Annotated in this window: 20 protein-coding genes and 1 tRNA gene; 14 read left to right on the forward strand and 7 right to left on the reverse strand. The window is 43.8% G+C overall.

Annotation, left to right across the window (positions count from 1 at the left end; genetic code table 11):
* The 11 genes from AC5RDS_RS06875 to AC5RDS_RS06925 all read left to right on the forward strand — a co-directional run.
* Positions 1-1,839: helix-turn-helix domain-containing protein (locus tag AC5RDS_RS06875; RefSeq protein ID WP_494222275.1), on the forward strand; the 1,839-nt coding region annotated here is incomplete at its 5' end.
* A 181-nt stretch (positions 1,840-2,020) separates the two neighbouring features.
* Positions 2,021-3,193: a TlpA disulfide reductase family protein gene (locus AC5RDS_RS06880; protein ID WP_013613669.1), complete on the forward strand. Its 1,173-nt coding sequence runs from the start codon at positions 2,021-2,023 to the stop codon at positions 3,191-3,193.
* Between the two features lie 27 nt (positions 3,194-3,220).
* Positions 3,221-6,298 (forward strand): SusC/RagA family TonB-linked outer membrane protein, encoded by a 3,078-nt coding sequence (locus AC5RDS_RS06885; RefSeq protein WP_046403987.1) that lies wholly within the window; start codon positions 3,221-3,223, stop codon positions 6,296-6,298.
* A gap of 12 nt (positions 6,299-6,310) precedes the next feature.
* Positions 6,311-7,753 carry a RagB/SusD family nutrient uptake outer membrane protein gene (locus AC5RDS_RS06890; protein ID WP_013613671.1) on the forward strand — a complete coding sequence of 481 codons (1,443 nt, stop codon included), beginning with the start codon at positions 6,311-6,313 and terminating at the stop codon, positions 7,751-7,753.
* A 26-nt stretch (positions 7,754-7,779) separates the two neighbouring features.
* Positions 7,780-8,487, forward strand: coding sequence for a DUF4843 domain-containing protein (locus AC5RDS_RS06895; protein WP_013613672.1), 708 nt, complete (start codon positions 7,780-7,782; stop codon positions 8,485-8,487).
* A 19-nt stretch (positions 8,488-8,506) separates the two neighbouring features.
* Positions 8,507-10,096 (forward strand): PKD-like family lipoprotein, encoded by a 1,590-nt coding sequence (locus AC5RDS_RS06900; protein WP_118108220.1) that lies wholly within the window; start codon positions 8,507-8,509, stop codon positions 10,094-10,096.
* Between the two features lie 179 nt (positions 10,097-10,275).
* A tRNA-Leu gene (locus AC5RDS_RS06905) sits at positions 10,276-10,357 on the forward strand.
* A 96-nt stretch (positions 10,358-10,453) separates the two neighbouring features.
* A complete protein-coding gene (gene tig / locus AC5RDS_RS06910; protein WP_013613674.1) occupies positions 10,454-11,806 on the forward strand; it encodes a trigger factor in 1,353 nt (450 codons plus the stop codon).
* Between the two features lie 98 nt (positions 11,807-11,904).
* Entirely contained in the window at positions 11,905-13,122 is a 1,218-nt protein-coding gene (locus AC5RDS_RS06915; protein WP_013613675.1) for a M16 family metallopeptidase, read from the forward strand.
* A 7-nt stretch (positions 13,123-13,129) separates the two neighbouring features.
* On the forward strand, positions 13,130-13,771 hold the full coding sequence (locus AC5RDS_RS06920) for an O-methyltransferase (protein ID WP_118108219.1): 642 nt from the start codon (positions 13,130-13,132) through the stop codon (positions 13,769-13,771).
* A gap of 64 nt (positions 13,772-13,835) precedes the next feature.
* A complete protein-coding gene (locus tag AC5RDS_RS06925; protein ID WP_046402903.1) occupies positions 13,836-14,630 on the forward strand; it encodes a thymidylate synthase in 795 nt (264 codons plus the stop codon).
* Positions 14,631-14,638: 8 nt separating this feature from the next.
* Here AC5RDS_RS06925 and AC5RDS_RS06930 read toward each other — a convergent pair whose 3' ends face one another.
* Positions 14,639-16,480: a DUF3413 domain-containing protein gene (locus AC5RDS_RS06930; protein WP_306445940.1), complete on the reverse strand. Its 1,842-nt coding sequence runs from the start codon at positions 16,478-16,480 to the stop codon at positions 14,639-14,641.
* A gap of 1 nt (position 16,481) precedes the next feature.
* Positions 16,482-17,495: a glycosyltransferase gene (locus tag AC5RDS_RS06935; RefSeq protein ID WP_118103685.1), complete on the reverse strand. Its 1,014-nt coding sequence runs from the start codon at positions 17,493-17,495 to the stop codon at positions 16,482-16,484.
* A 225-nt stretch (positions 17,496-17,720) separates the two neighbouring features.
* Between AC5RDS_RS06935 and AC5RDS_RS06940 the strand changes: the two genes are divergently transcribed.
* Entirely contained in the window at positions 17,721-18,212 is a 492-nt protein-coding gene (locus AC5RDS_RS06940; protein WP_118103687.1) for a dihydrofolate reductase, read from the forward strand.
* A 7-nt stretch (positions 18,213-18,219) separates the two neighbouring features.
* On the opposite strand, the gene AC5RDS_RS06945 is transcribed toward AC5RDS_RS06940, so the two are convergent.
* Positions 18,220-18,975 (reverse strand): lipopolysaccharide kinase InaA family protein, encoded by a 756-nt coding sequence (locus tag AC5RDS_RS06945; RefSeq protein WP_013613681.1) that lies wholly within the window; start codon positions 18,973-18,975, stop codon positions 18,220-18,222.
* 195 nt (positions 18,976-19,170) lie between these two features.
* Between AC5RDS_RS06945 and AC5RDS_RS06950 the strand changes: the two genes are divergently transcribed.
* Together AC5RDS_RS06950 and AC5RDS_RS06955 are read left to right on the forward strand one after the other, a co-directional pair.
* The gene (locus AC5RDS_RS06950; protein ID WP_022161271.1) at positions 19,171-19,947 is read left to right on the forward strand and encodes a glycosyltransferase family 2 protein; all 777 of its coding nucleotides are present in this window, start codon (positions 19,171-19,173) and stop codon (positions 19,945-19,947) included.
* An 18-nt stretch (positions 19,948-19,965) separates the two neighbouring features.
* Complete coding sequence (locus AC5RDS_RS06955) at positions 19,966-21,027, forward strand: glycosyltransferase (RefSeq protein ID WP_041557054.1); 1,062 nt, start codon at positions 19,966-19,968, stop codon at positions 21,025-21,027.
* A gap of 82 nt (positions 21,028-21,109) precedes the next feature.
* Here AC5RDS_RS06955 and AC5RDS_RS06960 read toward each other — a convergent pair whose 3' ends face one another.
* The 4 genes from AC5RDS_RS06960 to AC5RDS_RS06975 are packed head-to-tail and all read right to left on the reverse strand — an operon-like array spanning position 21,110 to position 24,712.
* Entirely contained in the window at positions 21,110-21,859 is a 750-nt protein-coding gene (locus tag AC5RDS_RS06960) for a lipopolysaccharide kinase InaA family protein (protein WP_113028034.1), read from the reverse strand.
* Between the two features lie 14 nt (positions 21,860-21,873).
* Complete coding sequence (locus AC5RDS_RS06965) at positions 21,874-22,926, reverse strand: CDP-glycerol glycerophosphotransferase family protein (protein WP_306445939.1); 1,053 nt, start codon at positions 22,924-22,926, stop codon at positions 21,874-21,876.
* An 8-nt stretch (positions 22,927-22,934) separates the two neighbouring features.
* Positions 22,935-23,666, reverse strand: a complete 732-nt coding sequence (locus AC5RDS_RS06970) for a phosphocholine cytidylyltransferase family protein (RefSeq protein WP_118404519.1) — start codon at positions 23,664-23,666, stop codon at positions 22,935-22,937.
* Positions 23,663-24,712, reverse strand: coding sequence for a pyridoxal phosphate-dependent aminotransferase (locus AC5RDS_RS06975; protein ID WP_013613687.1), 1,050 nt, complete (start codon positions 24,710-24,712; stop codon positions 23,663-23,665). The genes AC5RDS_RS06970 and AC5RDS_RS06975 overlap by 4 nt, the downstream gene beginning before the upstream one ends.
* Positions 24,713-24,933 lie beyond the last annotated feature (221 nt).

Consider the following 24,933-nt stretch of genomic DNA (forward strand, 5'->3'; position numbering starts at 1 on the left):
GTCAACTGGTCTCTGGCAATTGTCAATCCCCCACAGGTGCGGGAACTTAGAATTTTTTGTAGACTTTATAAACTTTCGACTAATTTAATGGGACGTTTTATGATGCGTTTATTTTGTTTGTTATCAGTTTGTTATCTATGGTTTTGTGGGTTCGGTGGCAAGCAGGAGGGAAAGGTGTCGGATTCGGCTTTGTATGTCTTGAAAGATAAGGCTTATGGGCATATTTCTAAGGGCGAATATCAGGAGACGGAAAGAGTTTGTCAGGAGATTTTACAAAATACCGTTTGGGGAGGACAAGAATGGTTTTACACCTATGCCTTGATCTATCAGGGACAAGCACGGATCATGCTGGGCAAAACGCAGGAGGGATTACAGGATTTGCTCGGGGCAAAACGATTGGCTGAGATACAACACAATGATTCGGCACTTTGTTCGGTGTATAACGGGCTTGGGTTGTACGAACAAAATGTCACTTGTGACTATTACCGCTCTTTGAATTATTACCGGGAGGGGTGTGATATCGCCGAACGTTGCGGACACCGGTTGTTGTATTGTTTGTTAGTCGCTAATATCGCGGAAGTACTGACTTTAAGAAATGAAGAAGCCGGGTTGGAATATGCAGAGAAATGTTACCTGCTGGGCCGGCAGAATAATGATCCTTATCTGATCTATTGCGGGGCGATTTCTATGGCCCGCAATCTTTGTCTCAACCGGAAGATGGAAGAGGCCTGGAGATATACCCGTGAAGCGGATCGGTTGAGTAAACGTTATGACTTTAAAAATCGTTCGGATATTTATAATACATACGGAGAAATAGCGTTGGAAGCGGGGGATTATATGAAGGCCGGATTGTACTATGAGCAGGCGATCCGGGAACATGGTTTTTCACAGGCTGCTTATGTCGTGTCCACCTATGTCGGCTATGGACGGGCACTGATCGCTCAGAAAAAATACAAGTCTGCTTTGGAAAAATTACAGATCGGGAAAGAGATCTCTGAAAAAAATATCACTTCACTGTTCCGGCGGGAAGTCTACCTGTTGCTTTCAGCCTGTTACGATCGGTTAGGTGAGCCAAAAGAAGCCTTGGAATATTATAAGAAGTATACGGCTGAATCTTTTCGTTTGTATAACGAAGACAAAGAAAGGACAGAGAAGGAGTTGATGGTGAGGTATGAGACAGAGAAACGAAATAAGGAATTGGCTCAAAAAAATATGTTGTTACAAAAGGAACAGAATCGGGTGATGGCTTTGGTCGGGATCACTTTTGTCGTCTTGATCGTCGTTTTACTGTTCTACATCAATTATCGGAGAAAAAATCGATTATATAAACAGATTGTTCGGGAAAGTGTGGATTGGCTGGCGAAGGAAAGACAGTTTTCTAAGCGGATAGCAGAGCAGGAGAAACAATTGCAGGAATTGATCGGTAAGGCCGGAGCTGTTGATGGAGGGCGTTATTCCGGTTCTTCGCTGAATAAAGATAGCCAGCAGGAATTATTCGGCCGGTTGGAGCGTTTAATGCAAAACGATCAGGTATATAAAAATAGTTTATTCACCCGGGAAAAAATGGCTGAATTATTGGGTACTAACCGTACCTATCTTTCGCAGACCATCAATGAACAAACCGGATTGACTTTTACGCATTATATGAATAAATATCGGATCGAAGAAGCCCGGAGAATATTGGCTGATCCACAGGACGATACACCGATAAAAGCAATTGCTGCCGATCTGGGATTCAGCTCGGTAACTACTTTTTATACTCTTTTCAAAGCTGTCGTTCAGATGTCACCGGACCAATACCGGAAACATGCCCGCTCGCTGAGAGAAAATAAATCTTAAAGAAATGCAAAAATTGTCCGTGTAAATTCGTACGATTTTTGTATTTTAACATTTATTTTTTACAAAAAAAGCAATTGCTGATTTTGGAATTGCTTTAATAATAAGGTGTTTTTCGGATTTGTTTTTCTTTGTCCTACTAAATCATTTTTAAGAATTTGTTATGAAGATAATGTTAAGGACTATGAAGAACGGATTTTATTTCCTGGGTGGGCTGCTACTTTTAGCGGGGGCCTGTACTGCGCCGGATTCGTACCGGTTGGTTGGAAATCTGAGCGGGTTAGCGGATGGTACCAGGATGCTTTTGGTACCGGCGGCAACACACAAACAAGAGAAGCCTATCGGTGAAGCTGTGGTGGAAGATGGAAAATTTGTTTTCGAGGGACAGTTACCCGAGCCGCGGTTGTTGAATCTGCAGGCAGAGGGGAAGCAGTTGTATTATGCCTTTATGCTGGAAAACGGTGAGGTGACTATAACAGGCGAAGCCGTCTCTACGACCGATGGAGATCGGGAAATGGTGACATTGAATAAGGCGGTTGTTACGGGTAGTAAGGCAGATCGGGAATTCCGGGAGAAAATAGCTTTCCGGCAGGAGTTGGATAAAGCTTATACTCGGTTACACCAAAAATACGAGGATATAAGCCGGCAGTTGGGGGAGGCCCGCCGTACCGGAAATGCGGTGAAGATAGATTCACTGAATCAAACCGAAGAGATGAAGGCCTATGCCAGAGACGAGAAAGCTTTCTTCACTCAGGTAGAAAAGCAGACTATGGCTTCGATCAAAGCGAATAAAGATAGCTATTGGGGACCTCTGTTGATGCTGTATTGCTTTAATTATTTTACCGAGGATCCTGCCCAGATTGAACTTTACAATAGTTTCCCGGAAGAAATACAAAATGGCTACTATGGGCAGTTGTTGAAGAAGGAACTGATCCCGGAGAATCTGATCGGCAAACGGTTACCGGCCTTTTCTGCTCCCGACCGGAATGGAAATATACACTCCGACAGCGATTTGCGTAAGAATAAAAAATGCGTTTTGATCGATTTTTGGGCATCGTGGTGTGGCCCTTGCCGGCGGGAAATTCCTAATTTGAAGAAAATTTACGAAGCATATGTAGACAAAGGGTTGGAAATCATTAGTATATCTATTGATAAGGAGGATAAGGCCTGGCAGAAAGCTTTGGATGAGGAACAGCTGCCCTGGCCTAATTTGATCGATCGGCAAGAGTTGTTCGGAGAGCAGTTTTACGGGCGTACGATCCCGGCTATTTTTCTGGTTACCGAAGACGGAATCGTACAGTATGATAAACTGCGGGGACAAGCGTTGTCCGATAAAATTGCCGAAATATTGAACTAACCGATACTTACTATAAAACTTATGAAAATGAAAAAAAATGTCCAAAACAAAAATTACCGGAGAGGGTGGCGTTTGTTGGCTGTGATCGGTATGCTTTTGTGTTTACCTTTATTACAGCTGAAGGCTCAGGAAATGCGAACGATTACCGGGCTTGTTGTCGATCAGAAGGGAGAAATACTGCCCGGAGCTACGGTGAAAGCGGTACAAGCTCCGGGAGTGAAAACCCTGATCGCTACTTCGACCGATCTCGATGGGAAGTTTAAGTTGAATATTCCGTCGGAGGTTACTCAGATTGAAGTTACTTTTGTCGGGTATAAAAACCAGCAGGTAGCCCTGAAAGGGAAAACCGATTTTAAAATTGTACTGACAGAAGATACCCAGGAGATGGAAGAAGTGGTGGTAACCGGTATGTTCACCCGTAAAGCGAATAGTTATACCGGCTCGGTTACCACAATCAAGGGGGATGAATTGAAAACGGTCGGGAATGGAAATGTCTTGTCCAGTTTGAAAAATATAGATCCTTCTTTTCTGATGGTTGAAAATCTGGAGGTTGGTTCGAATCCCAATGCGATACCCGATTTTCAGATGCGTGGACAGACCGGATTTACCGAAGTGGCCAGTGAATATCAGGAAAATCCGAATCAGCCGTTATTTATTTTGGATGGATTCGAGACGACGCTGACGAAAATTATGGACCTTGATATGAATCAGGTACAGAGTGTTACTTTGCTGAAAGATGCTACTGCTAAGGCGATTTATGGGTCGAAAGCGGCCAATGGCGTGGTGGTGGTAGAAACGATCCGACCGGAAAAAGGGAAAATGAAGATTACCTATACCGGAAGCCTGGATATCGAAGCTCCGGATTTATCCAGTTATGATTTGTGTAATGCCGAGGAAAAATTGCGGGCGGAATATCTGGCCGGTTTCTATACTTCTTCGACGGGATCTGCCACAGAACAGATGAATCTGGACAAAAGATATACGACCGTTGCCAGTGCTATCGCGGCCGGTGTCGATACGTATTGGCTGGATAAACCTTTGCGGGTGGGGGTCGGACAAAAACATTCTCTTTATCTGGAGGGTGGGGATGATTATATGCTGTATGGGATCGATCTGAGTTATAACAATGTGGCCGGAGTGATGAAAGGGTCGAACCGGAATACCCTGAGCGGAGGGATTACATTTTCATATAAATACAAAAATTTATTGTTCCGGAATAAGTTTACGATCGACGATAATAAATCGAATGATTCACCTTATGGTTCGTTCAGCGATTATGCTTACCTGAATCCTTATAACCGTTTGCATGACGAGGATGGAGAAATGGAAGATTCCTGGACGGGTTTGGTGACCGAATATAATTATCTGAAAAATGGCCTGATCAATACCCGGTTTGAAGACAGATACACGACGTTTACCGAAAATTTTTATGCCGAATACCAGGCGTTGCAAAATCTGCGTCTGACTGCCCGGTTCGGTTTGACGAAAAAGAACTCCGGTTCGGAAGATTATTATCCTGCCGGACATACCAATTTTGTCAGCTATACAGGGGATAATTTGTATAAGCGGGGTAGCTATTCCACCTATTCCCGTAAAGATAATAACCTGAGTCTGGATTTGGGGGCGGCTTATTCGATCTCAAAATTGAGGCATACGCTTTTTTTGAATGCCCAATACAGTATGAGCCGGGCGAAATATGACTATTATACGGTTGCTGTGCAGGGATTGGCCAATGATAATATGGATCATATTTCGATGGGGGTAGAATACAAGAATACCAAACCGACCGGTAGCGAAGGGATTACCCGGGACATGGGGTTCACCGGTTCTTTAAACTATTCTTTCGACGATCGTTATTTGTTGGATGTCAATTACCGGTTGAACGGTTCTTCCGATTTCGGGACCAATAACCGTTGGGGACATTTTTATTCCTTCGGTTTGGGTTGGAATCTGCATAAAGAGAGTTTCTTCAGTGATATAGAATGGATCGAGCGGATAAAATTCAGGGCCTCGACAGGTTATACCGGGTCGCAAGGTTTTAATTCTTATGATGCTATTGCAACCTTGAATTATTACCAAAGTGCTTATCAGGGCGAATTGGGGTCTTATTTGATGGGATTGGCTAATCCTGATCTGGCCTGGCAAAAAAAATACGACAATAATATCGGTGCGGATCTGAGTTTTTTGCAGGGAGCGGTGAATGTGCGTTTCGATTATTATGTTTCGACGACCAAAGGGACGATCACTTCGGTGACGACTCCGCCTTCTATGGGATTTTCTTCTTACATGGCCAATTTGGGTGAAGTGGAAAACAAAGGTTGGGAAGTGTACCTGAACGGCCGGATTTGGAGAGATACGCCAAGCCGGAGTTATGTGAATTTTTATGCGTCGGCGGCTGCCAATAAAAATATCCTCAAGAAAATATCTAATTCATTGAAAGCATTGAACGATAGCACGGATGAAGAGTACGACTCGTCTTCTGCTACCTCGGTACCTGTCCGTTACGAAGAAGGCCAGTCGATGAGTACGATCTGGGTAGTGAAATCTTTGGGTATCGATCCCCAGACCGGGAAAGAGGTGTTCGTGAAGAAAGACGGTTCGCTGACTTACGATTGGAGTAGTTCCGATTTTATTGCCGGCGGAGATACCCGTCCGAAGGTATCCGGTAATTTCGGTATCAATATGGAGTATCATGGGTTCGGATTGAATGCGGGTTTTACCTGGCGGCTGGGTGGACAAATGTATAATACGACTTTGTTGGACAAAGTAGAAAATGCCGATGTACATTATAATGTCGACCGGCGGGTTTTCACCGGACGTTGGAGTGAACCGGGGCAAGTGGCCCGTTTCAAGTCGATTACGGACGACTCCGAGACTAAACCTACGAGTCGGTTTGTTGAAGATTATAATCTGCTGACATTCTCTTCTTTGAATGTTTATTATGATTTCCGGGAGTGTCGTTTCATGGAAAAGAGTTTTCTGCAACGCATGAAAGCCACCTTTTATATGAATGATATTGCTACCATTTCTTCGGTGAAAACGGAACGCGGAACTTCTTATCCGTTTGCCCGTTCGTTCTCTTTCTCATTACAGGTAACTTTTTAAAACAGGACAACTATGAACAAATTAAGATACAATGTGAGCTTTTGGCTCGGTGCCTTGTTCCTTTTCGTGACGGGAGGATGTTCGGATTATTTCGATGTACGTCCGAAATCACAGGTGCTCGCCGACGAACTTTTTTCTACGGAAGAAGGTTTCAGCGACCAGTTGACCGGAGTGTACAAGAGATTGGCTTCGACCTCTTTGTATGGGCAGGAAATGACCTTCGGGTTAGCCGAAGCCTTGACACAAAATTATGATCTGGCAACAGGAAGCGAGTATTATGAGGCAGGCCTTTACAATTATGAGAATACGGCGGTGAAGAATAAGATCACTACGGTTTGGTCGCAGATGTATTCGGCGATTGCCAATCTGAACATTATGCTGGAGTATATCGATAAAAATCCGGCGATGTTCAGTGGGGATAATTATCGCATATACAAAGGGGAGGCTTTGGGATTGCGTGCTTTTCTGCATCTGGATTTATTGCGGATGTTCGCTCCTTCGTATGCTTCGAATGCACAAGCTCCAGCCATCCCTTATGTAATGACTTATTCGACAGCGGTAACCCCGCAGTCTACTGTCGATAAAGTATTGGATTATGTCATTGCGGATGCCCGGGAAGCTCTCGGGCTGCTGGAAACCGATCCGTTGTTTCTGGCCGATAGTCTGGAAGCTTATACTTATCGGAACGATCGTTCCTATCGGTTTAATTATTATGCCGTTGCAGCAACTTTAGCCAGGGCTTATCAATGGAAGGGAGGGGCCGATAATCTGGCGCAGGCTTTGGTCTATGCCCGGAAAGTGATCGAGGAAAAGAAATTTTCCTGGGTACACTATACTTCTATCACTTCGTCGAATGCTTACGAAAGGGATTTGTTGTTCGCTTCCGAACTGTTATTCCGTTTGAATGTGCTCGATATGGACGATATTATCGGGCCTTATTTTAAAGAACAGACCGATAAGACGAAAAAATTGTCTCCTTCCGAGGAAATGTGGGACGATATTTACGAAGTTTCGACTAAAGCGTATGGGCAGGATTGGCGGCATACTTATCATTGGACTTATAGTGGCAGTGATCCTTATCTGTCTAAATTCTGGCAGTATGAAAACGGTACATATAAAAATTTTATGCCTGTTTTGCGTTGGTCCGAAATGTATTATATCGCTGCCGAAGCTTCACTGAATACCGATTCCCGGCAGGCTGTCCGTTATCTTAACACTGTCCGGAACAACCGGTATCTGGATTTCGACCCGTTGGATGAAAACTTGCCGGTGACACAGATTCAAAATGAAATCTATAAAGAATACCGGAAGGAATTGGTGGGGGAAGGACAATTGTTTTACTATTATAAGCGCTTGAATTTTGCTTCTATTCCCGGGTCGGCGGTCAGCGGTAGCGACGATATCTATGTTTTGCCGATGCCGGAGAATGAGGTTGAATTCGGTAACCGGCAATGATTGTAGAACTGATAAATTGGATTATTATGATAAAATATATACTACTGGGAATTTGGGGATTACTCTTGTTGAATTCCTGCGAAAATGATGATTTTGTTTGGGGAAAAGAAGATTTTGCCCGGATTGTCGGCCCGGAGATCTGGACCAGAAATACAGATTCGATGACTTTTACCTTTTCGGTTTATCCGGAAGAGGTAAAGGAATTTGCTGTAGCGTCTTGTGTCGTGATACAAGGGAAAGTGGCGGATTACGACCGGACAGTGAAATTGGCTGTCGATCCGTCGAAAACAACTGCACAGGCATCCGATTATTCACTGCCCCGGGAAGTGATACTGAAAGCCGGTCAGGATTCGGTGGGGTTCGATATCCTGCTTTACCGGACGGAAGCGATGCAAACCGAAGAAGTACGTCTTCAGGTGAAGATAGACGGCTCCGGTGATCTGCAACCGGGAGTCGATGCGTGGTCTGCTTTGACTATCGCCTGGAACGATAAAATTACCAAGCCGGGCAATTGGGAGGATTTGACCGAATTTTTCGGTGACTATAGCGAGACCAAATACCGGTTTATTATTTCGACTTTGGGAGTCAGTCAGTTTACCTATGGAGAAGCAGAGGGGATGACTTGGGGAGAAATGTGGAACTATCGTTTACGGATGGTCGCTGCGCTGGAAGAATATAATGCCACCCATTCGGAGAATATGAAGGATGAAAATGGGGCTGTCGTTTCTTTTTAATTAATAAAAATAGCATATCATGAGAAGAATGAAATATAAAATCGGGGCTTTTTGCCTCTTGGCGATAGGACTTTGGGGATGTCTGGAGGATAAAGGCGTGTATGATTACGACTTCGATGTGGCGCCTGAAATAAAGATAGATACGGTTGGAACGGATAAAACCGAACTGTTCCGGACCTGGGAAATCGGGGATACCATTCATTTTACGCCCCGGGTTACCTATAGTAAGCCTGAAAATCTGGTATACCGTTGGTTTGTTATGGATTCCGATTACAAACCGGAAACGGTGGGGAATACGACGGTGTATCCGCCGGCCGACACCATTTCCCGTACACTCGATCTGAATTATGTGGTGAGTCTCGAGGCGGGGAAAGCTTATCAGGTGTGGATGATGGCCAAAGATACGGTATACAATACGATGGGATTTTTTCTGGCGAGATCGTACCTGACTCTTCCTCAGGCGGGTTCTAAGAGTGGAATTTATTGTTTACAAGAAAAAGAGGGCCGGGTGGATGTCGATGTTTTCGGATCGAAAAGGACCTTGATTTTCAGCGGATCACAGGCTGAAGAATATTGGCACGAACAGGATTATTGGAGTGGTTTACATCCGGAACATCCTTTGGACGGTGAGGCTAAGCTGATTTTTTATTCTACTACGGGAAAATGGTATTATATCCTGACCGGACAGGAGGCTTTGCGTTGTTCACCTGCGAATATGGTGATTATGGACACCTGGAACGATATGTTTTATTCAGCGCCCGAATACGGTCCTGAGGCGATGATGTGTGTGAATAATTGTGATTTCCTGATCAATAACGGAAGGTTGCATTGTCTGTATATTCAAAGTGCCGGTGACCGGAAGTTTCCGGTAGCGATGAGCGGTACGTATGATCTTGCTCCTTACCTGGCTTCGGCTACGATTGCGGGTTGGGGGCCTGTGACCGGGGCTATCGGGGCTTACCAGGTGGTTTTCGACAAAGAACAGAACGGTTTCCGGCCTTTCTTCAACCGGGCTTCGTCATTGAGCCGTTTTAGTGAAGCGGATGCTGAAGCGGTATTCGATGTGAACCATATGAACGGGGAGTTGGTGTATTCGGCCACCGTAAACGGAGGTGAGACGATGGCGGTGATGAAACGTGACGGTGGGTATTGGATGGATGTGGCTTGTTTCTACAATGTCGTGGATAATGGAAAGCTGGCTCGTTACTCCCGTTCCCTGGCCGGATGTGAGAATTTAGACCGGGCCACTTGTTTTACTTCGACCAATGCAGGCTCCGTTTTGTTTTATTCGGTCGGTAATACTTTGTATTCTTATAGTTATACTACCGGGCAAACGGAATCTGTAAAAGTGTGGAACTCGGATGACGACGACGAAGTCATTACTTGTCTGTATATGATCGGAACGGGGGGATTCCCGACAGCCGGACGTGTTTTGTGGGCTGCCGTATGGAATGAAAAAACTCAGGAAGGAAAGATCGTAGAATTTGAAGTGAGTCCTACTACCGGAAAGATTGAAGACATGTACGGACCGATGTTCGGAGGGCCGGCCAATAGTCCGAGTATCTTCTCCGGTTTCGGTAAAGTGATCTCGATGACACAAACGATTTAGGCTGGGAAACAGACGTTGGGGCAAAGGTGTGTTAGTAAACGTTACAGAGGGAGCATGAGACAGGTTATCCTCCGTAACGTTTACCCCCTCTGTAACTTATGTTTGTAAAACTGAATTTTTCAAAAAAAGTTTGACTATATGAAATTTAATATTACTTTTGCAGCGTCAAAAACCGGCACGCGGGCGTGGTGGAATTGGTAGACACGCTAGACTTAGGATCTAGTGTCGCAAGACTTGGGGGTTCGAGTCCCTTCGCCCGTACAAAAGTAGGGAAGCCACCTTATGCGAGGTGGCTTTTTTCTGATTGAGAAGAGAGTTAGTCATATATAATAACAATTGCTATAATTCAAGAATGGCATGAATATAACGAAAAACCAGATCGACGATCTGAATGCAACCATTAAGATCGAACTAGGTAAAGAAGATTACGCCGGCCGCGTAGAGAAAGCATTGAAAGATTATCAGAAGAAAGTAGTAGTAAACGGCTTCCGTCCAGGAAAAACTCCGATGGGAATTGTGAAAAAAATGTACGGAAAATCTTTATTGGTAGATGAAATCAATAAAGTTTTGGGAGAATCGTTGAATAACTACATCAAGGAGAATAACCTTCAGATTCTGGGTGAACCGCTTCCGAACGAGACTGAACAGAAGGAACTGAACCTGGAGGATGAAAATTTCGAATTCCTGTATGATATCGCTTTGTCTCCTGAGGTGAATGCCAAAATGAGCAAACGTGAAAAAATACCTTTCTATACCATCAAAGTTGACGATGAAATGATCGACAAACAGATCGAAAGTATCTGTAAAAACAACGGTAACATGATCGCTGTAGATGAGATCGAAGGTACCGAATACCTGAAAGGGGAATTGATCGAATTGGACGCTGACGGAAATGTGAAAGAAGGAGGTATCAAAAACGAAGATGCTTCGATGTCGGTATTCCACATGAAAGATGAAGAAGCTGTAAATGCTTTCAAGGGTAAAAAAGCAGGTGAGGAAGTGAAGTTCAATGCAGTGAAAGCATACCCGAACAAGACCGATTTTGCTGCTATGTTGGGTGTCACGAAAGAAGAAGCCGAACATGCCGGTGAAAACTATTGTTTTATCGTCAAAGAAATCAAACGTTATATCGATGCAGAAGTAAACGAAGAATTGTTTACTAAATTGTATGGGGAAGGAGTGGTCAAAGATGCAGCGGATTTCCGTAATCGCGTGAAGGCAGATATCGAAAATCAGCTGAAAGGACATTCTGAATACCGCTTTACCATCGATGCCAAAGAAAAACTGATAAAGAAAAATGAAGATGTCGTTCTGCCCGAAACTTTCCTGAAAAGATGGATTGTGGCTGTCAATGAAAAGATGACTCCTGAAGAAGTGGAGAAAGATTTCGAAGGCTACCGGGATGAATTTAAATGGCAGCTGGTGAAATCGGCTATCGTGAAAGATTATGATGTGAAGGTGGAAGCCGAGGATATGAAACGGGAAGGACGCCAGATCGCTGCTGCCCAGCTGCAACAATACGGGTTATACGGATTGACCGACGAACAGCTGGACGGATTTGCAGCTAAATTGCTGGAAGATGAAAAACAGCGTCAGCATCTGTATGAAAGAGCTTTAGATAACAAAGTCTTCGACGTGATCCGGGAAAACGTGAAGCTCGAAGAACAAGAGATTTCTATGGCTGATTTCGAAAAATTATTCCAGAAATAAGATTTTAGGAAATAATATGGGAAAAGCCTTGCTATGCAGGGCTTTTTTCTTTAAACACCCGGAGGGGAACGGGATATGAAGGAGGTTTGCGCGTGAGCATGTATCAGACTCATATATTGAAAAATGGATTGAAGGTCATTCATCAGCAGGTGGACGGTAAAGCTGCCTGGTGTGGATTGATTATCGGTGTCGGTAGCCGGGACGAGCGCCCGGAAGAAGAGGGGATCGCTCATTTTATCGAGCATGTGATTTTTAAAGGGACGGAGAAAAGAAAAGCCTTTCATATCCTGAGCCGCATAGAAGATGTGGGAGGAGAACTGAATGCTTATACGACGAAAGAAGATACTTGTATTTATGCTTCCTTCCTGGCCAGGGATTATGAACGGGCTTTGGAATTGTTCGCCGATATCGTGTTTCATTCGGTATTTCCCGAAAAAGAGATAGAGAAAGAAAAAGAGGTAGTGATCGATGAGATCAATTCTTACAAAGATAGTCCGGGCGAATTGATTTTCGACGATTTCGAGGAACTGATTTATCCGGATTATCCGATCGGTAGAAATATCCTGGGAAGCGAGAAGGCGGTAAAAGGCCTCCGGCGGGACGATATTATCGATTTCGTCAAACGGAATTACCGGCCGGGAAGAATGGTGATCAGTTCGGTCGGGGATATTCCTTTCGATAAACTGGTCCGCCTGATTGAAAGATATTTCGGAGATATTCCCGGGGATCCGGCTGTATTGGTTCGTGAACGTCCCGGGATATACTTGCCCCGGCAGAAAGTGATCGATATGGATACTTATCAGAATCATTGTATTATAGGAAACGTCGCTTACGATTATACCGAAGATAAACGTCTGGCTTTTTCTCTTTTGGTCAATATCCTGGGGGGGACGGGGATGAATTCCCGTTTGAACCTGAATATCCGGGAGAAATACGGACTGGCTTATAACATCGAAGCTTCCTATACCCCCTATTCGGATACGGGGGTTTTCACGATATACTTCGGCTGTGATGCCGGCGATCTGGACAAGTGTCTGCGACTTTGCCGGAAAGAGATGGCGGCTTTGGGGGAGGAACTTTTGGGATATAACCAATTGCGTAAAGCCAAAAATCAGATGATCGGGCAGATCACCCTGGCGTCGGAAAATTATGAAAATATGATGCTGTCCAGTGGCAAGAGCTTTCTTATTTATGATAAAGTGGATGAACTGGAGGCGGTCTGTGAAGAGGTAGGAGGTATTACCCCTGAGTTGCTCCGGCAGGTGGCCCGGGAGATTTTTGCTCAGGATAAACAATCGGTTTTGATCTATAAATAAAGAAAGTATGTTGGACTTGGATGCTGAACTGGAAGAATATATCGGATTGCACTCCGAACCGGAACCGGAAATATTGCAACAGTTGTCGAGGGCTACTCATCAGAAGATTTTAAGACCCCGGATGTTGTCGGGAAATCTGCAGGGGCAATTCCTGAAGATGCTGTGCCGGATGAACCGGGTCCAACGGGTGTTGGAAATCGGGACATTTACCGGTTATGCAGCCATCTCGATGGCGATGGGCATGGGAGAGAAAGGCGTGCTCCATACCATCGACATCAATGACGAGATTGAAGATTTTACGCGTAATTATATCGAACGTAGCGGACTGGCCGGACAGATCGTTTTTCATATCGGAGATGCCTGTGAGATAATACCCGGGCTGGATGAATGCTTCGATCTGGTATTCATCGATGCCGATAAAAGGCAATATGCAGCGTATTACCGGCTGGTATTCGATAAGGTGCGGCCGGGAGGTATCATTGTGGCTGACGATGTGCTGTGGGACGGTAAGGTCACGGAAAAAGATACCCGCGATGCGCAAACACGCGGGATACTGGAATTTAATGAGTTGGTGCAGGCCGATATCCGGGTAGAAAATCTGTTGTTGCCTGTGCGGCATGGATTGATGCTGATCCGGAAGAAAGATTAGGAATCGGAGATAGAAATTGAGTGAATTAATTTTATCTTTGTAAGGATATAAACAGAGCATAATTATGAGACAATATTTGGATTTGCTGGACCGGATTTTGAGTGAAGGAGCAGAGAAAACAGACCGTACCGGAACAGGGACGATCAGTGTTTTCGGTCATCAGATGCGTTTTGATTTACAGGCAGGTTTTCCTTTGCTGACCACCAAAAAATTGCATCTCAAATCGATTATCTACGAATTGCTTTGGTTTCTGAAAGGAGACACCAACGTCAAATATTTACAGGATCATGGTGTGAAGATTTGGAACGAATGGGCGGATGCCGACGGGGATTTGGGACATATCTACGGTTATCAATGGCGTTCATGGCCCCGGCCCGACGGGACCCATCTGGATCAGATCGCACAGGTGGTCCACGATATAAAAAACAACCCCGACTCCCGGCGTTTGATTGTGAGTGCCTGGAATGCCGGAGATATTGAAAATATGGCTTTAGCTCCCTGCCATGCTTTATTCCAGTTTTATGTGGTCGGTGGCAAATTATCCTGCCAGCTCTACCAACGTAGTGCCGATACTTTTTTGGGAGTTCCCTTCAATATCGCTTCTTATGCCTTGCTGACCCTGATGATGGCCCAGGTTTGTGGTTTGCAGCCGGGTGAGTTCGTACATACCCTGGGGGATGCCCACATATACCTGAATCATATCGAACAGGTCCGTCTGCAATTGTCCCGCGAGCCCCGCGCTTTACCGCAGATGCATATCAATCCGGCTGTGAAGGATATTTTCGGTTTCCGCTATGAAGATTTCGAATTGACCGGCTACGATCCCCATCCGCATATCAAAGGAGCGATTTCGGTATAAATCGTGGTTCAGTCTTTTTTCCTGAATCGGTTTTTATATTCCAAAACTTCTTTGAGTAGTTGAGGAGACATCGGATGATCGATCGGATTCAGCAGACTGTCCGTTACGACGATTCGGCCTGAATGTTTCTTTTCGTATATCGCTTCGGGGGTGACAAAGGCATAATTTTCTTCGGTACCTGTCAGGTGAAAGAGCGGGCGCAGGCTGTCGGTGAGAAAATGGCCCATGCTGTAATCTCCGGGAGGATTCGAAACACCGAAGAGGGTATGCATCAAAGTCGGCACAATGTCGTAATGAGTGGTTGTATGGTGATAGTTCCGTGGAGCTTGTCCGGGTTCGTAATAAATGAAAGGCACATGAATCTGTGCATCGGAATAATTACTGCCGTGACCCCAGTAATTTTTTTTATTCTCATTGAATTCCTGACTGTGGTCTCCGGTAATGACCAGGATCGAATTGTCTAAGAGTCCCTTGTGTTCGAGTTCTCCGACGATACTTCCAACCAGGGAATCTACATACCAACCGCAATTTCTGTAGAGGTTGAAAAATGGCGTGGCATCCATTTCATTACTCAGAGCCATATAATTGGCATACTCCCAGGAGGGTTCGAATTTATGACGGTGAGGAGCCGGAATGGAGATGGCATGCAACAAATCATAGAATAAAAAAGCAAAAAACGGTTTGTCGGGTTTTTGGTCCAGATATTGAAGAAAGTCGGCCGTCAGCCGGGTATCGCGTTCGAAAGGAGTAGCCCCTTGGGTTTCTGTCCGAAGGTGCGGAACTTCCCCGAAAATAATCCGGTCGAAAGGCGGATTTTGAAGAGTTGCACTCGGAAAGGTCTGAACGTCATACCCCTGTTCGAGCAGGGTTTGGATGAATAAAGGAGAGGTCCCCGATAGTTCGAAAGCTTTCCAATAGGTAGGAGAAATTCCGAAGAACAGGCCGAAAATACTTCCTCGTGTACCGCTGCTGGAACTCAGATGATGGGTGAAAACCGAACTACGGGTTGCGAAACCGGAGAGGTTCGGCATGGTCTCTGTATCGAATATCCGTGGATTCCAGGAATCCAGAAGGATAAAAATAATATTTTTCCGTGAAACGGTATCATTTGAAATCAACGGATGTAACGGATAGGTGATACCGGTATTGAGAGTGGTGGTGTCGTTCAGTTGCGGATGGGAAACCGGGTGATGGATAATTCCTAATTTTGTCATTAACTTATTAGCAGTCAATGGATAAAATTGTGGCAGGCAGGTTGCGACATTTTGTATCGAAAATTGGTTTGAAGCAGCGGCATAGGCATGCACTAAATGTGCACTTAAAGTGCTGCATACAAAGAGAACAAGATATAAGATAATTTGCCGTCTTCTCAGACGCTGATAAAAGCGGTAGGCTATCCACATTATGCCGGAAAACAGGAAGCCCACAGCCAGGATAGTCAATGCAAATCTGAGAATCAAAGACGTTTCGAAATTGAACACTTGTCCGGCATCTTGCCCGAAAACCATGTCCAGTACCAAACCGTTGATATGGAATTTGTATAGCTGAAAGACCAGGCCGTTCAGGTAGGCTACGATATTCAACAGGAAATAAAAGGTAATCAGTAGACCTTGGTTGAAACGGGGGAAAGGGCACGCCAGCGACATCAGGATATATAGCAGATAGGGAATTAAGGCAAACAGACCGGCATGTGCAAAAGCCGCAACGAGGTAGTAACCGTATCCGGCGAAATCGGTGGTCGAAGCGATATTGCTTTGCAACAGATAGAGAAAGAATTGTAAGAACAGGGTAAAAGATCCTGCAATATAGATTGCAAATCCCAGTTTGAGGCGGTTTTGTAAAGTGTTCATTTTATTTATCGATAACTTGCTGGAAAACATTCGTCAGATTCTGTACATATTTTTCCATGGTATAATGGGTGATGATCCGCTGGTATCCGGCTTCTCCGAATGCTTTCGTTTTTTCGGGATCCCGGGCCAGTGTTCCGATACTGGCTGCAATGGCTTCCGGTGAGTCGGGGCGGATGATCATACCGGTCTGGCCGTCGACCACCAATTCCCGGGCTCCGGGAATATCGGTTACGATACAAGCCACCTTACAAGCCATAGCTTCACGCAAGCTGCGGGGGGAGGCATCCCGGATAGAGGGACAGATGCAGACATCTTTACCCGGCAGAAAATGGACGGCATCCTTACGCAGACCGAGCATATGAATCCGGGCTGCTGCCGGCCCTTGTTGGGCCAATTGGTAGTCGGCTTCATCGTAATCGCCCAAATGAATCAGATGTACCCGGGGATCCTGAATCAGATGCATACCTGCAATCAGTTGCCGGAGACCTTTGAAAGGACGGTGTTTGGTATTGGCCAGGCATACGACTTGAAAAGCATCGTCAGGAATGCCCTCGACCGACTGGGGGTGAGTGAAAGCATCCTTCATCCAGTTGACATCGTAAGGTTTGGGATTTACGGTCATCTTGGCCGGAGAAATAAATTTAGACAGCTGTTCTTTGATGTCCTGGGTGGCACACATCATGTGAGCTACCCTTGGATTTAGGGTGCCTAGATAATAAGTCAGATCACTCCTTCTGATTTTAGCCTGTGTACCCCGGTAACCGACGACTTTAACCTGAGTTCCAAGTGTTGCGAATAGGGCATTGGACAGATCGGAACTGTTAATGGCATAGATGACATGGATTTGATGGGTTTTAATAATTTTACGGATACACTGAATAGTCGGCCAATTAAATTTCTTACGGAAATAAGGCACTTCGATGCCTGTGATGTCTTTGGGAATAGCTTTATGCTCGTCTTCAGTGGTATAAGTGACATAAGTGTTGAAGCCTTTGGCCTGAATAGCTTTCAACATGCCATAATTTATAATATCAATTGTGTGGGATACACAAAGTAAATTCATCATTTTAACGGGTCGGTTACGGAATTTAGCCTGACAAAGTTGTGGAAAATTTTTATAATATGCAATCCGACTGATTTATAAAGTCTGTTTACAGCCTGAATATTCCGTTTTTTTTTCGGGATTGTCGTTTTATGTCCTATTTTTGTTGAATATTTAAGTATTTAAATTTTGAAAAATATGAAATTAGCGATTATAGTTGCTGCTGCTGAAAATCATGTGATCGGAAGGGATAATGGATTGATCTGGCATTTATCGGCAGATTTGAAGCGATTTAAAGCGCTGACGACCGGTCATGCGATATTGATGGGACGGAAGACTTTCGAATCGATGGGAAGAGCGCTGCCCAATCGAAGAAATGTAGTGATTTCCGGTAATCCCGGTTTTGTCGCCCCTGGTGCCGAGGTGGTGCCGGATATCCCGAAAGCTTTGGAACTGCTAAAAGGGGAAGAACGGGTATTTGTGATCGGAGGAGGCTCGATCTACCGTGAATTTTGGGATAAGGCTTCGCAGTTGTATCTGACAGAAGTACATACCTCTCCCGAGGGGGATACTTTCATTCCTGCCATAGATCCGGATAAATGGGAATTGATCGGCCGTGAAGATCATCATGCCGATGAGAAAAATGAATTCGATTACTCATTTCTCGATTATCGTTTAAAGGCTGAATAGGGTTGAGTTATCCGAAAATCTTTTTTCGGATAGCCTTCGACCGTTCTTTCCGCTGATCTCTTCGTATGGAATAATGATTGTATTTCAACATCAGCCGGATACATGCTTCCTGATCGAAATTCCGGCATTGCGCATATTTTTTAGCCAGAAAAATATAGAGTTCGTCGCTGATGAACATGCGTCTGAAATTTTTACAACCTTCTTCGAGGTTCATCGGTTTAAAAGTCATCCGGTTGATATCCACCAGGGAAAAATGGTATTGTCCGTCTATTTGTGCGATAAGTACATTCCCCGGCGAATAGTCTTCATGGCAAACTCCTTTTTCGTGTAAAGCAGCTGTAAACTGTGCAAATGCAGTCATCAAAGCTTCATTGCCCTGTAACGGTCCCTGGTAGTATTCCCGGATTTCCCGTCGGTAAGGGCATTGCAGGCTGATATAATAACTATAATGTAGTAATCCTCCCTTAAATTCTTCGATATAAGCGATCGATTCAGGGGTTTCGAATCCCCGTTTGATGACTTCGAAAGCATTGTTGTAAGCCCGGCAAGCTTTGGATTTCCGGAAAAAAGTATAAGCGATCCGGTTAATGAAAATCGGAACCCGGTAACGTTTTACGTTTATTTCCAGACCATTCACCTTGAATTTCTTGATCGTGTTCCGTCTGTCCTGGACGATTTCTCCACCTGCGTTGAAATTTTGGGGGAGGGTTTCGATGAAGGTATAGAGAGATTTATATTGGGGATTGAGTATAATTTTCCTCATTTATTCCTTTTTATCTAATAATACGTAGATGACTTCAGGCAATAAAAACCTTCGTTTATTTGTCGGGCAAAGATAAAGAATCTTTTAGGATGTACAAATTTTATCATTCTAATACTAACCGGGATAGAATTCGCCGGCTTATCGCACCGGATGATTTTTCGCTACCAAAATAAACGAACATTTAAATTGGAGGCGATGAAAATATCCGTGGTTATTCAGACTTATAACTCAGAACAATTTTTGGAACGGGTACTGAATTCGGTGAAAGAATTCGATGAAATTGTGGTGTGTGATATGTATAGCACCGACCGTACGATTGAAATAGCCCGAAAGTTCGATTGTAAGATCGTTTATCATAAGAAAACCGATTTTTGTGAACCGGCCCGGAATTTTGCCATACACTCGGCTACTTATGATTGGGTGTTGGTGGTCGATTCGGATGAAATTGTTCCTGCGGACTTGAAGGATTATTTATATACTCTCCTTCGGGAACAACGTGCTATCGGTGGAGTTTGGATCCCACGGAAGAATTATTTGATGGGAAAATTCATACATGGGGATTATCCGGATTATATCTTACGTTTTTTCCGTAAGCAAAATGCTTTTTGGCCTCCATATGTACATGCAGTTCCCCGGGTAGAAGGAAAGGTGATCCGGGTGCCCCGTAATAAAAAAGAGCTGGCTTTTATTCATTTAGTCAACAATCCGCTGGAATTGAAGTTGAATAAACTGAATATTTACACCAGCAAAGAGATCCCCAAACGTACCGGACAGAAATATACTTTTCTTAGTATTTTTTATGCTCCGGCATATCGTTTTTTCAAGTCTTATATTTTGAAGGGAGGTTTTCGGGATGGGAAGGCCGGTGTGATCAATGCCGGAATGGATGCCTTTTATAAATTTGTTACAATCGCTAAAATCTGGGAAAACCGGATAAAGAAACAGGATATATCGAAGGAGTTGCCGGAATAGGAAATTATATTGATTTTTATGCGTTTGCTCGGTGTTTTTCATTGTATCGATATTATAAATTACCATATGCTTCAGGCGATGAGGGGGAAGGGGATCGAAACCTATGCAACTTATACTTCTGATGAAGAACGAGAGGCCTTGCCTAAGGAATGTGTGGCTTTGAGAATACCTCATTTTAAAAGTAAATTTAAATATGCCTCTATCAAGGAGGTGCGTTCGATTATAAAGAAATATCGTATCGATGTAATCTATGCTTCGAGTAGCATCGATTTATCCATTGCATTGTTCGCTTCCTGGGGGACACCTGCCCGGGTGGTAGGGTATCGGGGCACGCAGGCTAAAATCAGAAGGAGCGACCCGACTTATTATCTGGGTATTCTCAATCCACGCATAGCCCATGTGATGTGTGCAACGGAAGATATAAAACAACAACTTGCCCGGTTTATTTCTCCGGATCGAATGACTGTGTCTCCGAAACCCTACGAGGTTATGTGGATGGAAGATGTATGGGCTCATCCTAAATCCGTAGCGGGAATACCGTCGACCGCTTTTCAAGTTATATGCCTGGCCAATACCAAGGGAAGATCTTTTAAAGGATTACGGATTTTGATCCGGGCTTTGGAGCTACTGACCGATACGGACATCCACTTGATCTATTTGGGGGAGTATGATAAAGCCGACTATAAATTGGCACAAAATGGCCCTGCTGCGAAACAAATACATATGTTAGGTCCTCATAAAGATGCTGTTTATTATTTACCGGGTAAAGATGTCTGCATCTGTCCTTCGACCCGTGATGCCTCTCCCCGTAGTTTACGTGAAGCGATGGCCTGTAAAGTGGCCTGCATCGTAACGGATATTCCGGGGGCCCGGGATTTGGTCGTCGACGGGCGGACAGGTATCATCGTACAGGCCGGATCTCCGCAAGCGATTGCCGAAGGGATCCGGGTTTTGGCTGCTGACCGTGCAAAAACCAAAATGATGGGAGAAGCCGGTTATCAGCGAATCAGGACAGATTATACCATGGAGGAGTATGTACGGAGACTGAAAGGAGTATTCGACGCAATAATGACAAAATGATATTCTAAACAAAACGGTAAGGTCTCTCACAGGAACGGGATGATCCTCGATAAATGAACAGTTTTCAATAATGGAGTCTGCTTTAAAAGAATCTTTTTTTGAATGCCTTGAATTTCTTTTTACGATAATCTCTTTTTAAAGAGAGGTGGTTGTAATAATGGATCCAGGCCTTACATTGTTGGGGATCGAAATGTCTGCTTCGGGCATATTCCTGTGCGATGAAAGTATATATCTCTTCGTTTTCGAACATCCGCATCAGGTTTTTACATCCCTTTTTTAGGTCCATCTGCCTGAATTTCATTCGATTGATATCGATCAAAGCAAACTGAAAACAATCGCCTTCCCCGTTGACCAGGACATTCCCGGGAGAATAGTCCTGATGGCAAATACCGGCTTCATGTAAGGCTGCCGTGTAGCGGGCGAAAGCTCTGAGCAAGTCTTCATTACCCGTAAGGGGACCGAAATACAGTTCTCTCATCTCTTTATGAAAGGGACATTGAAGGCTGATATAGTAACTGTAATGAAGTAAACCACCCCGGAAGGTTTCGATACAAGCGATAGATTCCGGAGTATTAAACCCCCGTTTCCGGACTTCTAAAGAGTTGAAATAAGCTTTGACCGCTTTTGATTTTCTGAAAAAACGGTATGCGATCCGATTGATGAGTATAGGAACTCTGTAACGTTTTACGTTTATTTCTAATTCTTTGTATTCGAATACTTTAATCGTATTTCTTTTGTCTTGAATGACTTTCCCTTCCGAGGCGAAACGGGTTGGAAGATCTTGTACAAATTGTTGCAGGAATTTGTATTCCGGATTCAGGACAATTTTCATCGACGATAAGAATTTCAGTGTTTTTTGATTTTTCCGAATTTTTTGATACTGGTATATTTACGCCAAAGGTTCAGTTTTCGTTTGGCAGGTACCCCATGCCGGGAGATATAATCTTCGGCAGCGGCCAGCATCCGTTGTCCGACCTTTCCGTCGAGATAAGGATCGTAGTTGTCTATGATCCATTGGCGTTTAAGTGCGGCACTTTCGTCATGCAGGGCCTGTTCATAGGCTTCGGGGAGTTCGTCTGTCTGTTGTATATCGATCCAATAAATATCTTTGGCTACCGTCTGAAAGGTAATTACCGGTTTGTTCAGCAATAAAAATTCGTATACCGTCGATGAAGTATCACTGATCATGACATCGGCCATCAACTGATATTTGGTAATGTTATGATCGTCGATCCAGATGACATGCCTTTGAGAGGCTGCCCATTCCCGGTATTCATCAGTCCATTCCTGACGCGTCAAAGGATGGAATTTTAATAATAACAGGATATCCTTTTCCTGCACTAATCTATCGAGTCCCGCTTTCAAATGAGGAAGCGAGGTGAGAGAAGGCGAAAAAGTCGGTGCATAAAGTACTAATTTTTCACGTTGATGTTGCTGTAACAGCCGGGATTTTTCTTCATCGAAAGTATGTAGATTCTGAAAAATCCAATCCTGGCGCGGCCAACCGGTTTCTACTACCTCGAAATCCTTGTATTTTTTTGCCAGAGCGCTGAAACCTTCGGTGAAAAAAGGGCCTTGGGTAAAGTAGGTATCGAAATATCTTCGGATCATCCAATGGTCTTTCTTTTCGGCAGCATAACCATGGAAGATTTGTATTTTTACGCCCGGCAGATAATAAGGGACAATGTTGCAGGGAACGAAAATGGCTTCCGGCGAATAATCATAAATCTTTTGTATGCTGTCGGTCCACTTCACGCGGTCTTTTAAGGGAAAGTCAGGGATATTCCGGGAATGGACATACCATAAAATGTCGTGTCCTCCGCTTTTCAGTGCCTCTTCCTGAATAGGAGTCAGAATATTGATGGCATATTTTTGTTCACAAAATAAAACAATACGCATAACAGATATTATAATAAATGTGCAGGAATTTTATCAATAGCTTGCTGAAAGTCAGCAACGGTATCCAGTTCCATAGAAAAAAACGGGGTCGTATCTACGATACCGAAAGTATGACCTTGGGCGATCAGACGCTCGAAGGCTGCTTCGTAAAAAATATTGACCTGATTTTCTTGCAGAATCATCCGGTCGAGTTCATCCACTAAAGCATGAGTATAACCGCCCGACATTTTTTCGATACCTATAGATTCCCCGATAGCTTTTCCGATGGAACAGGTTTTACTGATTTCGGCTACTTTACCTTGGGCATCAGGAATAACCTTGATTTCTTCTTCAGAAAGCGGGTGGTCGTTGAGAGCCAGACAAGTAGTGTCGGGACAATCCAATACGGCTTTTACCAATAACGGATCGAACAGGATGTCACTATCTAAAAGTAAGATACGTTCCCCCCGGATTTTATCTTTAGTCAACCAAAGGGAATAGATATTATTGGTTGAAGCATATTTTTCGTTGTAAATATACTCGACCTTTAAATCAGGGTAGTGTCGCTGAACGAATTCGATGATTTGTTCTTGCAGGTATCCGGTGACAATAACCACTTCCCGGATACCGTTAAAAATTAATCCCTCGATAGCTCTGCCCAGCAGACATTGTTTCCCGATTTCCAGCAAACATTTGGGTTTGTGATCTGTCAGGGGACGGAGGCGTGAAGCCATACCTGCCGCGAGTATAATAGCTTTCATTGTGCGACGACTTCTTTTATCGTAGCGATTACTTCGACATTCTGGCGATGTGTGCCCAAAGTAATACGCATGTGAGTATTGATATCCGGTTCGTTCATGAATTTGATCTGGTATCCTTTGGCTTTAAAGGCAGCCTGAAGAGTTGCTTTCAGTTCGATCGGATACTTCACCAGAATGAAATTCGCATTCGACTGGTATACTTTGAAGCCCTCGAGGGTATTCAGTTCGTTCATGTACATTTGCCGGTCTTCGGCCATTTGATCGGCAACTTGCTGATAGTAGTCTGTCGATTTCAATACGGCAATTCCCAGTTCTTCCGATAAACGGTTATAACCCAAATATTTGGTACTATAGTTCAAAAAGCGGGTTAATGCAGTTCCCATGAAAGCGAAACCCAAACGTAATCCGGGAAGTCCGTAAAATTTAGATAGAGTCCGTACAATCAACAGATTCGGAAATTTTTCCAATAAAGGTTTTATATAACTGGTATCTTTGTTGGCGAAAGAAGCATAAGCTTCGTCGATAACGACCACTGTTTCCGGCGAAATAAAAGAAAGAATCTGATCGAGTTCTTCAGAAGTCAGGGAATTCCCTGTCGGATTATTGGGCGAAGCAATCAATACCATTTCCGGATTTTCTTTCCGGATAGCTTCTTTCATCGCTTCGAAATCGTATTTGAACGTATTTCCCTCTTCGTATAAAGGATAAAGTACACTTCGTCCCTCTACTTCATCGGCTATCGATTTATAATACCACCATGAAAATTTAGGGATCAATAATGTCTTTTGTTTTTCTTTACCTGATAAAAAGCAGTGTACCACTTGTTTCAGGATATCTTCTCCACCATAACCGAGAATGATTTGTTTTTCAGGAATATTATAGATCGAAGAGAGATAATCTGAGAATATACTTTTTTTACCTTCATCATATATACGGGTATAGAAACAAAGATTGTTCGGATCGAAATTCTTAAGTACTTCTCCTACTGCTGGACAGGGTCCATAGTTATATTCGTTCCGGTCAAGATAGGTGATTTTTTTTTCCATGTTGATATTTTTTTCTAAATCTGCAGGGATAATTTGAATCCCTGGAATATGCAAAAATATAAAATAAAAATATACAAAACCGATTCTGTAAAATTTTATGGCAATTATATACCTGTTAACACGAATAAAACGTACGTTTAATGTAAACAGATATAAGTGCCAAATCAAAATTATATTGTACTTTTGCACCATTCATCAAATTAAGGTCTGAATAAAATAAT

The organism is Odoribacter sp., assembly GCF_985060555.1.